The sequence below is a fragment of the Neobacillus sp. NRS-1170 genome (genome assembly GCF_050468025.1).
On record NZ_JBITPF010000073.1, the window covers coordinates 20,263 to 33,329 of the forward strand.

Genomic DNA, 13,067 nt, shown 5'->3' on the forward strand with positions numbered 1-13,067 from the left:
ACAAAGCTTGGCAAAGGGTCAGTTGATTAATCATTTTGCCTCAACTAATGCCAGTTGAGGGCTATTCATATGAGTTTTTGATTATGGCATTGTTAGTTTTGTGTCTAACAATTTTGGTGCAGTTCAACTCCGGCGATTTTTTTATGCCAACAGAAGAAAGATATGACTACGGTTTGTATTATTCTTGATGCTAAATCTATAATAAAAAGGAAATCACCTTGCTTATCATATTAAAGCTGTAAAAATGAATTTAAAAGAAATGGTGAACCATGAACAGTCTAACTAAGAAAAAGAAGAAGTCACTAAAACCTGCCCAACTCATATTTATTTATTACCTGCTAGCAGTGGTTGTCTCGACCATATTATTAATGCTGCCGATAACCCTACAGCCCAATGCTAAAATCACGTTTATTGATGCCTTATTTACTGCGGTAAGTGCCGTTAGTGTAACAGGGTTATCTACCATTCCGATCAATGAGGTTCTCAGTGTTCCAGGAACCATTATTTTTGCGATCATTTTGCAATTTGGCGGAATCGGCCTTATGTTTCTTGGAACCACGATTTGGCTTTTAATGGGGAGACGGATAGGAATAAGAGACAGAATGCTGATTATGACGGATCAAAACCTTTCATCTTTTTCTGGAATCATTAAACTTATCAGAAATATCCTGTTCCTATTTATCATCATGGAAGTAATAGGGGGCATTATTTTTGGCATTTATTTTTTAAAATACTTTCCTACCTGGCAGGAAGCTTTTTTACAAGGTTTCTTTGCAGCAGTCAGTGCAGCAACGAATGCAGGATTTGATATTACAGGTGAATCATTGGTTCCATTTGCCAACGATTATTTTGTGTTAATGCTGACGATGGTGCTGCTAATCGTAGGAGCGATTGGTTTCCCTGTGCTGATGGAAGTGATTCATTTCTTTAAACATAGAGGGAAAACACCATATAAGTTTTCCTTATTTACAAAAATCACGACCCTGACATTTTTTGTATTGATCATAATAGGCGCTATTTTGATCTATCTATGTGAATATAATCATTACTTTGCCGATAAAACTTGGCATGAAGCTTTTTTCCATTCCCTTTTTTATTCTGTGTCGTCTCGAAATGGCGGGCTAAGTACAATGGAAATTAAGGAATATTCCACTCCTACCCTTTTTATTTTGAGCATTCTTATGTTTATCGGGACCTCTCCAAGCAGTGCCGGAGGAGGAATAAGAACGACTACTTTTGCGATTATGTTAATGAGTATCTATTATTTCGCTAACGGAACGACGACGATAAAAATTTTTAAAAGAGAAATCGCCACGGAGGACGTCATCAAGTCCTATATCGTCATTGCTACAGCTATGATGCTCTGTTGTGTCAGCACCATCATCCTTACGATCTTGGAACCGAATTTTTCATTAATGGAAATCATTTTTGAAGTGGCATCTGCTTTTGGAACTGTCGGGCTTTCCATGGGGATCACGGCGAAATTAAGCATCATGGGCAAAATTATCATTATGATGTTAATGTTCATTGGGAGAATCGGTATCTTTACATTTTTAATAATTATGGGAGGAAATCCGATTAAAGCGAATTATCAATATCCAAAAGAGCGAATTATTATTGGTTAATAGCTTCCTTCGACATTCTTCTACCCCATTTTAAAAGAAGAAGCCAGTATTGATGAGGGTAGGAGACCACTTTAATTAAACGTTTGATTAAAGGCGAAGATTTGGGAAGCCTATTGAATTCTGACGGATTAATGAAAAATAGTCATTTTTACTAGGTTGTTGTTGATTTTTCTGGTAATTCTTCAAGCAATTTTCGATAGGCTTTCATCATATAAAACATTTAATGGCGCGGTTATTAGGAGTTTTAATCAATCGTTTGAATAGTAAAGCACATACAGAATTTCCCCGAAAATAATCGATTGGTGTAGAAAAACAAATTCTTAAACTAGATTTATGGTAAAATATGTTATAAAAGGAGGAGGGGCTTTGAAAAAGGGATTTTTCTTATGGAATGTTATACCTTCGTTAATTATGATTCTCGTATGCTTATTTTTTCAAAAGGAGCCGCTAAGTTTCACCGAAATATTAAGTGTTGTTTTGTTAGGATTTTTAGTCGGTTCCATTATTGCAGTAATCTATAAATACCTTTATGTAAGAAATAAAAAACAGTATTTGTAAACATGATATTACCAGGGAGCATCCATACCGCATCCCTTTTTTTGTTTGTACCGTATAGTCCTGAAGTGACTGCTGAATCCCACCTCTGTCTATTTACTCATATAAACTTCTTCATCTTATTTTGATTTTCGTATTATATTAATCCAACAAATTTTGCTGAAAATCTGTTATGTTAAGTAATTATACAGTAAAATAAACTGAATAGTCGTTTTAAATAAAATTTTTACAACATCTAACTCAATTAAAAAAATAGGAGTGATAAATTTGCCTTCAATTGAAAAAAAGTTAAAAAACATTAAAAATCAAATCCAAAACCCAGATCCCGAAGTCCGATATGAAGCTTTAAGTCTCTTAGAACAATTAAAAGTAGATAATGAAGAGGACGTTAATGTTGATATCATCGTAGAACTAGTTGAAACAGCTGCTCAAGAATTCCCAAGGTCAGTAGGAGAGTGGGACGATCCTAGTTACTTCCTTATAGATTTTATATGTGATTACCGCAACGAAGAGATTATCGATTGCCTAAAAGAAAACTTTAATGGATTCAGCTGGTCAGCAAAAGCGAGAGCACTCAGTTATTTGATTGAGTTGGAGCACGACAAAAGCTTGTCCACCTTTATGGATATATTGGAACAAACAATGGAAAACGGAGATTCCCCTCTTTTAGTGGAAACGCTAAAAGAACATCCAGGATGGGCAGTAAAAGTGGTTGAAAAGTTTTATCGATTTATAAAGCATGATTTTTATAAACAAGAGTTATATGAACTCCTCTCCCATTTACACCGGGAAGATGTATTTTATCAATTTAAAAAAGAGGAGATTTATCCGCAATTAATACAAGATTATAAAAAGGAAATAGATAACTATCAAAAATATGACGATTCATACTCAATTCAGCACGTCTACAATTCTTGGAAAGCTGGCTATTTGCAGTGCCGGGATAAAATGGATACCTACTTATCGCTATTTGTCTATTATTATTCAGAAGAAGTGAAAAATTTGATTGCAGAAGCTTTATCTTTCAAGGATCCTATTTTAAAAACGAGAGCTGCGATTACAGCCTTGCAAAAGGATATTGAAGTCGATAGCACGACATTGTTAGAATGCGCCTCTAACTTGGAATCAGCAGACATATTTCATTGGGAACTTATGCGGATACGAAAAGAACATTTAAACCCTTTAGAAAAAAGACAGCCTGCAGTGGCGCGAACACATCTGTTTTTTCACAGTCTTGATGCACTGGATGACCCAAACGTTCCTATGGAAGTAAACATTGTCGATTATATTGATACTCAAAACCATTATGGGCAGCCCGTACGTTATCACTTAGCTAAACTGAAAATAGACGGGAGGGAAGACCTGCCAGGGTGGATTGGCGCTTTTGCTCTAGAGGAAGGAGATGATTCTCTTTTCATGTGGGATGGCACGTATATTGATGAAGTTCCATTTGAGCAATACTCAATCGAGGAACATAAGAAAAGATTTATGGATCGCAGAAAAAAGGATAAAGAGGAACAACAAAACGAAATTCATTATGAATATGAGAATAAAAGCGAAAAACTTTACATTCAAGGCGATACCCTTTTTGTTGAATTGAATGGAGAGAGAATGAATGTCCGGCTTCACGAAATAAAAAAGGTAACCATTGAAACAATAAAGAGTGGATTTTTAGGTTTGATTAAAAAAGATATTATTGCGATCTACAACAAGGAAAATGAATTAGTAATCACACTTCCTGAAACGTTTATTGATTACGGAGAGCTGGCGTCCATTATTTACGACCAAACCTCTCACTTAAAGGAGCCACCTTTCATTGAGTATGTAGAATTTCAGTGATAGTATGATTTTCAAAAAATAGGGAGAGTGTTACAAAGTGGAAATACCCGAACATATTTATGCGCGTTCAAATCGCTTGATTTTGAGGCAATTTTCACAACAGGATGTTGAGCCCTTTTATTTGTATCGTTCGAGTCCCGAAGTGGCTAAATTTCAGTCTTGGGAGAATTATCAACATCACGATGCAGAAGTTTTTGTTGAAAAGCAATCGAAGTGTGTACCCAATCGACCTGGCACGTGGTTTCAGTTTGTCATTGCTTTAGCGGAGACGAATCAATTAATCGGAGATTGTGCGCTGCACACACTTTTGGCTGAGCCTCGGATTGTCGAAATTGGCTATACCCTCGCCGAAGAGCACCAGGGAAAGGGCTATGCCAGTGAAGCGGTGAGAGCGTTATTGAGTTATGTATTTGATAGTCTTGGAAAACACAAGGTCATAGCCTTTACGGATGTTAGAAACGAAAATTCCATCAGGCTGCTTGAACGTGTAGGCATGAGGCGAGAAGGACATTTGTTGGAAAACTACATGTCAAAGGGACAGTGGGTGGACGAGTATCAATATGCAATGCTGCGGTCGGAGTGGGAGCAGCAGTTTAAAGGAAAGGACAAGGACTAGTCAATTTGACTGATTATCTGGAAATGAATTTGTTTAACAATGGTGCGATTCTTCAATAATGGAGAATCGTTTTTCCTTATTGAAGTAACGGGTGCAAGAGTTCAAGATTGGGTTGCTGTGGCAACCCTTTTCTTGTTTTTAGTCATGAAATTAAGTAATTCCAATATTTTTCAAAATTTAGGTTGACAATTTCTCTAGCGGGCATTATATTTGTGTCTAGAAAGAAAAAAACCGAGTAAACTAGTAGGTTAAGTAAGGATAATGGATTTCGAGAAGCATATTATTCTGCACTACACTATTTGTCTATATTTTTTTCATAGAATACCTTTGTAAAAAGAAATTATTTAGCCGGTCGGACTACCGAAGGCTCCTATCTCAATTAAATGAGATTAGGAGCCTTTTTTGTTAGTTTTACCAGAATAGAAAGAAAAAATGATGAAATATGCCGATTGGACCGCCAAAGGCTTTTCAAACAAATAGGCGCCTTTTTTATTAAAATCACGTTCAGTGATGTGGAAAGTATTTGACTCATTGGTGGGAGGTGGCATGTAGAGATCATATTTACATTAGAAGGACTTGCAGTTTTTATTGGTCATGTTTTCAAGAGGGTATTAAACAAATCTATTTAGCCAGTCATTCAAGGAGAATGACTGAGTAAAAGGTTGTTTAAAAGACAAAAAACAGGGGTGGAATAAGTGAAAAAGAGTTTTAAAAGTTTCCTAAGCATCATTTTTCTAGCGATGATTCTTTCAGCTTGTGCTTTAGACTCATCTAGTTCAAAACAATCTGCTGTTCCAGAAAAGAAAGTAAATACGCCTGCCAAGGACACAGGGGTAAAAGAATTTAAGGCAACAAACCTTTCAGCATTACCAGAAAAGGCCAAAACCCGAAAGGATTTATTTATTGCAGGAATATCAGCCCCCGGCGGTGTTTTTTTACCGTATTTCTATGAAAATGGGTGGGATGGGAATGCCACGGATCCTATTTTTGCTCCATTGGTTAACCTGGATAAAGAAGGCAAGCCTGTTGGAATTCTAGCAGATAAGTGGGACGTATCTAGTGACCAGCTTACATATACATTTCATTTAAGAAAAGGATTAACATTTAGTGATGGCTCTCCTTTAACAGCGGATGATGTTGCCTTTACCTTAACATTGCTGCATGACCCAGCATATGAAGGATACCAAGATATATCTCTTGCCGCCATTAAAGGTGGTAAGGAATACAAAGAAGGAAAAGCAAAAACAATTGAAGGTATCAAAGTAAAAGATAAGCAAACTATTGAAATTACAACCACGGAAGTAAACGCGAAGGCGCTGCTCCTATTAGGCGGTCAAGTGTTATCAAAAGCCTATTATGGCAAAGACTATGAATATGGAAAACTTGATTATTTAAAGGATCTTTATTCAAAGCCGCTTGGAGCAGGTCCATACAAATTTATCAAATATGTCCCAGGACAAGAAATCCGTTATGAGGCAAACGAACATTATTATGCAGGGAAACCAAAGACAAAAAATTTAATCTTTAAAGTCATCGATACTTCGACATCACTTCAATTATTTGAAACAGGAGAGCTTGATTATGCTAGCTTCTCTGCAGATGACGATACAGTAGGACAATTGCAAAGCTTAGGATTTGCTAATGTCCGAGTAGGTCCAGTTAATGACTTTGGCCTTATTTATGTAAATAATTCTCGTCCACAGTTTAAGGATAAGGAAGTTCGGCAGGCGCTTATTTATGGTTTGGACCGTCAAAAGATTGTAGATGTCAAATTCAAAAGTTATGGTGAAGTCGCTAATATACCAGTTTCAAAGGTTTCATGGGCTTATAACGATAAAGGTATTAATAAATATGAGTTTAATCCTGGAAAAGCAAAAGAATTACTAGATCAAGCAGGTTGGAAGGAAGGAAAAGATGGTATCCGTGAAAAAGACGGAAAACCATTTGTTATTCACTACCTAACGAGAACGGCGGAAGACCCCATCATCCCAATTGCTAAGGAAAATTATGAGGATATTGGTATTAAATTTGAACCTGAGATTATGGACTTTAATGCCTTAGTAGCAAAATTAAACAAAAAAGATTATGACTTTGCGTCCGTATCGACTTCACAAATTTTAGATCCAAGTGACCCTGTTGAAGAATTTGCTACGAATAACCCGAATAATGCTGCCGGTTATTCGAATCCAAAGGTAGATGAGCTAATCAAAAAAGGGCTAAATACATTAGATATAGAAAAACGTAAAGAAATCTACCATGAGTTATATAAAGAATTGAATGAAGATCCGCCTGTCATTTTGGTTCATTACCGTCAAAGTGCAAGAGCCATTAGTGGTCAAATCCAAGGTTTAATTCCTGATAATTACACAGGCATCGGTGCTAGCTTACCAAACATTTCGATTAAAAAGTAATGATGGAGTGCCTGGCCAAAAGCTAGGCACTTTCAATGTTAGGAGAGTTCAAATGAAACAGTATGTATTACAGCGATTTTTACAAATGATCGTGATATTATTTGGAACATCTTTTATTATCTTCTTCTTGTTTGCTATTCTTCCAGGCGACTTCATTGATTCTAATATTAGTTTGACACCGCAAAGGGCACAAGAATTAAAGTCACTATACGGCCTGGACCAACCTATTTTACACAGATATTTAAACTGGCTTAGAAATGCTCTTCATGGAGATTTCGGCTACTCATTGAAACATCAGGAAAAAGTCCTATCACTTTTAAATAAATATGTCTGGAATTCTTTTTTTGTTGCCATTTTTGCTCTCATATTAACGTGGTCCATTGCTTTATTAACGGGTGTATTATCTGCGATCAAGCAATACTCATGGTTTGATGGTGCCGTAACATTTTTGGTGTTTGCAGCGATGTCGTTTCCATCCTTCTTCATTAGTTTGCTCTTTATTAAATGGTTTGGAGTGGACCTTCAGATATTGCCAATTGGAGGAATGATTGATACGGGCAGTGATAATACAGGATTTTCCTATTTAGTTGAAGTGGGAAAACATATGATTCTTCCAGTAACCATCTTAACACTTTTAAGTGTCGGATCTTTGACTCGATATTTTAGAACAGGAATGCTTGAAGTGATTCGCCTGGATTATATTAGGACAGCTAGGGCAAAAGGCTTGAAAGAACGTGTCGTTATTTTTAAACATGCTTTAAAAAACGCGATACTTCCAGCGATTACACTTCTTGCATTTGAACTGCCCGGTCTTTTTTCCGGAGCGATTATCATGGAGCAAATCTTCAATTGGCCGGGGGTTGGAAGAATTCAACTAGAATCTGTTAGTTTCCGCGACTATCCCGTTTTAATGGCCTTTACAATGTTTTTATCTTGTCTGACTATCATTGGAAACTTTTTGGCAGATGTTACCTATGCAGCGGTTGATCCAAGAATTCGGTTGAGATAGGAGGAAATGAAATGGAAACACAAAGCTTACTTGTAAAACAACAAATTTCGAAGTCAAAAGTTAAATCGCCATCTTTATGGAAGCAGACTTATCATCGCTTAAAGAAGAATAAAATGGCGATGGTCAGCCTTTTTTTTCTGGTATTTATGTTTTTGCTTAGCTTTATCGGGCCGTACTTCTCTCCATACATACTTGACAGAACCGACGTAGCCAATATGAACCAGCCTCCTAGTGCATCACATTGGCTAGGGACGGATAGTTATGGGAGGGATGTTCTGACAAGATTAATGATGGCAGGACAAATATCGTTAACGATTGGGATTGCCGCCATGTTCTTATCTATTATCATTGGCAGTTTTTTAGGTGCCATTTCAGGTTTTTATCGTGGAATTGTCGATCTAGTGATTATGAGATTAGCGGATATATTGATGTCCATTCCTGGTTTACCACTCCTGTTGATGATGGGAGCCATACTATCTGAATGGAAGGTACCGGCTGAATATCGACTATATCTCATCATGATTATGCTCAGCTTCGTTGGGTGGCCAGGTCTAGCCCGCCTAGTGAGGGGGCAAATTTTATCTTTAAAGGAGCAGCCTTTTATGCAAGCAACAGAGGTGCTCGGTTTAAGTGACCGTCGTAAAATATTCCATCATCTTATACCAAACACGGTCCCTATCCTCCTTGTTGTAGCGACCTTAAATGTGGCAGGATCGATACTAAGCGAATCGGCTCTTAGTTATCTCGGGCTCGGTGTTGTTCCCCCCACACCGTCTTGGGGAAATATGATGGATGCAGCCAATAATTTTATGGATTTCAGGAAACGGCCTTGGCTTTGGATTCCACCAGGGACAGCCATATTCCTAACAGTGGTTTCGATCAATCTGCTTGGAGACGGGCTAAGAGACGCGCTTGATCCAAAATTAAGAAGGTAGGTGAGGAGTTATGAGTGAAATGTTGTTAGAAGTAAACCATCTTGTCACGAACTTTCACACAGAAAACGGCATCGTTCAAGCTGTGAATGACGTTAGCTTCTCCATCCGTGAAGGTGAAACTGTTTGTATCGTTGGCGAGTCTGGCTGTGGTAAGAGTATAACCGCATTATCTTTGATGCAGCTCATTCCTGAGAATGGAAATGTAGAAGGTGGAGAAATTCATTTTGCTGGTAATAATTTATTGCAATTAACGAAAAAGGAGATCCGCCGTCTCAGAGGGAATGAAATTGGCATGATTTTTCAAGAGCCAATGACTTCTTTAAATCCCGTTTTTACTATTGGGGAACAAATGATTGAGCCGATTATGGAACATCTATTACTCAGTAAAAAGGATGCATATAAAAAAGCAAAAGAGCTAATTACGATGTTGGGAATTCCCAATGCAGAAAAAATCATTCAGCTTTATCCTCATGAATTAAGTGGGGGGATGCTGCAGCGGATTATGATTGCTATTGCCCTTAGTTGTAACCCGAAACTAATTATTGCGGATGAACCAACAACTGCATTGGATGTTACGATACAAGCTCAAATTTTGGATTTACTAAGAGACGTTAAAAAAGAGTTTAACACATCTATATTATTAATAACCCATGATTTAGGGGTCGTGGCCGAAATGGCAGATTATGTGATTGTCATGTATGCAGGAAAAGTAGTAGAAGAAGGACCTGTTCTTGAACTTTTCGCCAACCCGAAGCACCCTTACACAAAAGGTTTACTCAAAGCTAAACCTGTCATAGGCGAACGAAAGGAACGACTATATACAATAGCAGGTCAAGTACCTAATTTAACAGATTTAAAAGATGGATGCTATTTCGCTGATCGATGTGAGCATGTCAAGGAAATTTGCCGTAGGAAACAGCCAGTTTTAACGGATGTAGGTCAATATCAAAAGACGGCGTGCTGGGTGTATAAGGAAGGTGCAAGATGAGTGATACATTACTAGAGGTTAATAATCTAAAAAAATATTATACTTCTTCAAAGGGTTTGTTTAAAAAATTTAGCGATTCAGTTAAAGCAGTTGATGGTGTAAGTTTTACGATTAAAAAAGGGGAAGTCTTCGGCCTGGTAGGTGAATCAGGAAGCGGTAAGTCTACCATAGGCAAAACCATATTACGTATTCAAGATAAAACAGCAGGAGAAGTAAAATATAAGGGAAAGGACATTTTTGAGCTTTCAAAAAAAGAACTACGCCAATTACGTGTCCAAACACAACTGGTTTTCCAAGATCCATTTAGTTCCTTAAACCCAAGAATTAGGGTAGGTGAAGCTATTGGTGAAGCCGTAGTGGAACACGGGATTGTTTCAAAACAAGAGGTCCGCGAGCATGTGTTAGAGGTTATGGAAAAGTGTGGTTTATCCCCTTTCCATATTGATCGGTACCCACATGAATTTTCCGGAGGTCAAAGGCAGCGTATTGTCATTGCCCGTGCCATGGCCTTAAATCCTGAATTTATTGTGATGGATGAACCTGTTGCATCCCTTGATGTATCTATTCAAGCTCAAATCATTAATCTTTTTAGTGACCTCCAAAGGGAAAATGGGCTTTCATACTTGTTTATTTCCCATGATTTAAGTGTGGTCGAACATTTATGTACGAAAATTGCCATTATGTATTTAGGTAATATTGTGGAATTAGCATCAAAAGAAGACCTATTTAATCAACCACTACACCCTTATACTAAAGCACTCCTTTCAGCTGTTCCAATTCCAGATCCAACGGCTAAAAGAGAACGTATTCTATTAAAAGGGGATATTCCAAGTCCCATTAATCCGCCTTCCGGTTGTAAATTTCGAACAAGATGTCCAGCAGCAACTAATTTGTGTTCCGAAAAAATACCAGAATACCGTGAAGTAAACAGAGAGCATTTTGTTGCATGTCATTATGTATAACGATGTTAAATAACCCAATTTCTCCTTTTAATTCTGAGAAATTGGGTTATTTAATAAAGAAAAAAATTTACTTTGTAAATTTACATCTAATTATAACATTAAACAAATAAGGGCTACGCAATCTGAGAACTACATCTTGTACCAACTTGTTCTGATTTTAATAAATCATTTAAGGCTTGCTGATTGATCACTTCATATAAATCAGAAGGTTGGTCTAAGGAAATTCCTCTCCGATTAGCAACAGAAATAATTATACCTATTTCATAATACATATTTTTCGTAAGAATACCTTTTTCAATATTATTAATAATTTCATAGTAAAAACGAATTAATAACTCATCAGGTAACTTTTCATAGAAATCCATTTTTATTCACCTCAAACTCCAACAATTGTATGCCTTTTCAATAATTATACTATTATTCGCATATAATTTATGTTAAAGTTGTGTAAAAATTAAAAACATTATGATTTCGTTATAATAAAATATGGAATGTTTGATAATCGACTTCACCCTATAACCTACAATCCACCTTCTTAAAATTATGCCAGTGTATCTATGGTCTTCTTTCTATAGCAAGTTTTATTCCAAATCCCAAAACAACAAATCCTGAAATTCTTTCAATGGCTCGCTGAGTAGAAGGTTTTTTCATCCAAGAACTGATGTAATTAATTAAATTCACATACACGATAGACCAAATAATCGTTAAAACTGTATAAGTAAGTCCCATCATGAGAAATTGCAAAAATGGTTTCATGCCGGTAGTTAAAAATTGTGGAAAAAATGTAAGGAATAAGACAGCTATTTTCGGATTAAGAAGGTTCGTCAAAAAACCTTGGCGAAATGGAGACTTGTTCTTATATTTCATTTGATGGTCGTCACCAGATGAGCCTTTATTTTTCTTTGAAGACCATATTGATGTTACACCTATATAAATGAGGTATACCGCACCAACGTATTTAAAAATAGAAAATAACAAGGCAGATTTTACAAAAATAGCAGAAAGACCAAAAACTGCTGCTGAAGTATGAATAATGAGTCCCGATGAAATCCCAATAACCGTTGCTATTCCACCTTTTTTTCCAGAGGTAATGGTGTTTTGGGTGATTAATCCAATATCAGGACCAGGGAGAATAACAAATAAGATCGACATTAAAACAAACAGATAAAAGTTCTCCATAACTAGCCCCCAACTTTCATAATTTCTTCTAAGATACCACACACGGGTCGCGTTTGGAATGAATTTCTAAGTCCTTTAAAGTTTTTAAAGTGGTAATAATAGTTTATTTATGAGCAGCAAATACTACAGTGGTAATCAAAAAATTAAGGAGGAAAATGTATGACAATTGTACGTGATATAATGTCAAGCGACGTTAAGGTGTGTGCACCACACGCACCCGTTACCGAAGCAGCTAAAATTATGCGTGATGTTAACTGTGGTTCTGTTCCGGTTTGTGAGGGCAAAAAAGTTGTAGGAATGATCACTGACCGGGATATTGTCATAACTTGCGTAGCGGAAGAAAAAGATTGCAAAACAGTTCATTGTCATGATTGTATGACCAGTGATGTAATTACTTGCTCACCTGATTTGGATATCCATGAATGTGCTCGCATGATGTCTGAGCATCAAATTCGACGAATTCCAGTTGTTGAAAATGGAGAGATGGTAGGGATTTGTTCAATAGGTGATCTGGCAACAGTAAATATTCACGTTAATGAAGCTGGGGAAGCATTAAGTCATATTTCTGAACAAATCCATTAATTGTATTTTAAATGCCCTCGAGATTTAAAGGGCATTTTTTTATTTTGAAAAAAAAGTCAGATGCTACTTTAACAGATAGTGTTAAGGCTTAAAAGAATACTCAATTATCGGATAGCGTGCTCCAATCAGTGGATAAGGCGAGTCAATTGGCGGATAGCGCCCCCTAATCATCAAAAAGCAAACTCAATTATCGGATAGCGTGCTCCAATCAACGGATAAAGCGAGTCAATTGGCGGATAGCGCCCCCTAATCATCAAAAAGCAAACTCAATTATCGGATAGCGTACTCCAATCAGTGGATAAGGCGAGTCAATTGGCGGATAGCGCTCCTCAATCATCAAAAAGCAAACTGAATTTCAGCAGCTTT

Annotated in this window: 12 protein-coding genes; 10 read left to right on the plus strand and 2 right to left on the minus strand. The window is 36.9% G+C overall.

All coding sequences use genetic code 11. From position 1 onward, the window contains the following. Positions 1-269 precede the first annotated feature (269 nt). The 9 genes from ACIFOT_RS26750 to ACIFOT_RS26790 all read left to right on the plus strand — a co-directional run bounded on the left by ACIFOT_RS26750 (position 270) and on the right by ACIFOT_RS26790 (position 10,940). Positions 270-1,625 carry a TrkH family potassium uptake protein gene (locus ACIFOT_RS26750; protein ID WP_430070263.1) on the plus strand — a complete coding sequence of 452 codons (1,356 nt, stop codon included), beginning with the start codon at positions 270-272 and terminating at the stop codon, positions 1,623-1,625. A 366-nt stretch (positions 1,626-1,991) separates the two neighbouring features. Continuing rightward, on the plus strand, positions 1,992-2,183 hold the full coding sequence (locus ACIFOT_RS26755) for a hypothetical protein (RefSeq protein WP_430070265.1): 192 nt from the start codon (positions 1,992-1,994) through the stop codon (positions 2,181-2,183). A 264-nt stretch (positions 2,184-2,447) separates the two neighbouring features. Further along, positions 2,448-4,019: a hypothetical protein gene (locus tag ACIFOT_RS26760; protein WP_430070267.1), complete on the plus strand. Its 1,572-nt coding sequence runs from the start codon at positions 2,448-2,450 to the stop codon at positions 4,017-4,019. Between the two features lie 37 nt (positions 4,020-4,056). Continuing rightward, complete coding sequence (locus tag ACIFOT_RS26765; protein WP_430070270.1) at positions 4,057-4,635, plus strand: GNAT family N-acetyltransferase; 579 nt, start codon at positions 4,057-4,059, stop codon at positions 4,633-4,635. Positions 4,636-5,375: 740 nt separating this feature from the next. Then, complete coding sequence (locus tag ACIFOT_RS26770; protein WP_430070359.1) at positions 5,376-7,046, plus strand: ABC transporter substrate-binding protein; 1,671 nt, start codon at positions 5,376-5,378, stop codon at positions 7,044-7,046. A 52-nt stretch (positions 7,047-7,098) separates the two neighbouring features. Beyond that, on the plus strand, positions 7,099-8,055 hold the full coding sequence (locus ACIFOT_RS26775) for an ABC transporter permease (protein WP_430070273.1): 957 nt from the start codon (positions 7,099-7,101) through the stop codon (positions 8,053-8,055). 11 nt (positions 8,056-8,066) lie between these two features. After that, positions 8,067-8,990, plus strand: a complete 924-nt coding sequence (gene opp4C, locus ACIFOT_RS26780) for an oligopeptide ABC transporter permease (protein WP_430070276.1) — start codon at positions 8,067-8,069, stop codon at positions 8,988-8,990. A 10-nt stretch (positions 8,991-9,000) separates the two neighbouring features. Continuing rightward, on the plus strand, positions 9,001-9,978 hold the full coding sequence (locus ACIFOT_RS26785; RefSeq protein ID WP_430070279.1) for an ABC transporter ATP-binding protein: 978 nt from the start codon (positions 9,001-9,003) through the stop codon (positions 9,976-9,978). Next, positions 9,975-10,940, plus strand: a complete 966-nt coding sequence (locus tag ACIFOT_RS26790; protein ID WP_430070282.1) for an ABC transporter ATP-binding protein — start codon at positions 9,975-9,977, stop codon at positions 10,938-10,940. The genes ACIFOT_RS26785 and ACIFOT_RS26790 overlap by 4 nt, the downstream gene beginning before the upstream one ends. 113 nt (positions 10,941-11,053) lie before the next feature. On the opposite strand, the gene ACIFOT_RS26795 is transcribed toward ACIFOT_RS26790, so the two are convergent. Together ACIFOT_RS26795 and ACIFOT_RS26800 are read right to left on the minus strand one after the other, a co-directional pair. Continuing rightward, positions 11,054-11,305 (minus strand): hypothetical protein, encoded by a 252-nt coding sequence (locus ACIFOT_RS26795; RefSeq protein ID WP_430070285.1) that lies wholly within the window; start codon positions 11,303-11,305, stop codon positions 11,054-11,056. A 190-nt stretch (positions 11,306-11,495) separates the two neighbouring features. Continuing rightward, complete coding sequence (locus tag ACIFOT_RS26800; RefSeq protein ID WP_430070288.1) at positions 11,496-12,119, minus strand: LysE family translocator; 624 nt, start codon at positions 12,117-12,119, stop codon at positions 11,496-11,498. Positions 12,120-12,278: 159 nt separating this feature from the next. Between ACIFOT_RS26800 and ACIFOT_RS26805 the strand changes: the two genes are divergently transcribed. Then, a complete protein-coding gene (locus ACIFOT_RS26805) occupies positions 12,279-12,701 on the plus strand; it encodes a CBS domain-containing protein (RefSeq protein WP_430070291.1) in 423 nt (140 codons plus the stop codon). Positions 12,702-13,067: the final 366 nt, after the last annotated feature.

What these genes read in the sequence shown, in the direction of transcription:
- ACIFOT_RS26750 (WP_430070263.1), top strand. Translation starts at nt 270, where the DNA reads ATGAACAGTCTAACTAAGAAAAAGAAGAAGTCACTAAAACCTGCCCAA.
- ACIFOT_RS26770 (WP_430070359.1), top strand. Translation starts at nt 5,376, where the DNA reads ATGATTCTTTCAGCTTGTGCTTTAGACTCATCTAGTTCAAAACAATCT.
- ACIFOT_RS26775 (WP_430070273.1), top strand. Translation starts at nt 7,099, where the DNA reads ATGAAACAGTATGTATTACAGCGATTTTTACAAATGATCGTGATATTA.
- opp4C (WP_430070276.1), top strand. Translation starts at nt 8,067, where the DNA reads ATGGAAACACAAAGCTTACTTGTAAAACAACAAATTTCGAAGTCAAAA.
- ACIFOT_RS26785 (WP_430070279.1), top strand. Translation starts at nt 9,001, where the DNA reads ATGAGTGAAATGTTGTTAGAAGTAAACCATCTTGTCACGAACTTTCAC.
- ACIFOT_RS26790 (WP_430070282.1), top strand. Translation starts at nt 9,975, where the DNA reads ATGAGTGATACATTACTAGAGGTTAATAATCTAAAAAAATATTATACT.
- ACIFOT_RS26795 (WP_430070285.1), bottom strand. Translation starts at nt 11,305, where the DNA reads ATGGATTTCTATGAAAAGTTACCTGATGAGTTATTAATTCGTTTTTAC.
- ACIFOT_RS26800 (WP_430070288.1), bottom strand. Translation starts at nt 12,119, where the DNA reads ATGGAGAACTTTTATCTGTTTGTTTTAATGTCGATCTTATTTGTTATT.
- ACIFOT_RS26805 (WP_430070291.1), top strand. Translation starts at nt 12,279, where the DNA reads ATGACAATTGTACGTGATATAATGTCAAGCGACGTTAAGGTGTGTGCA.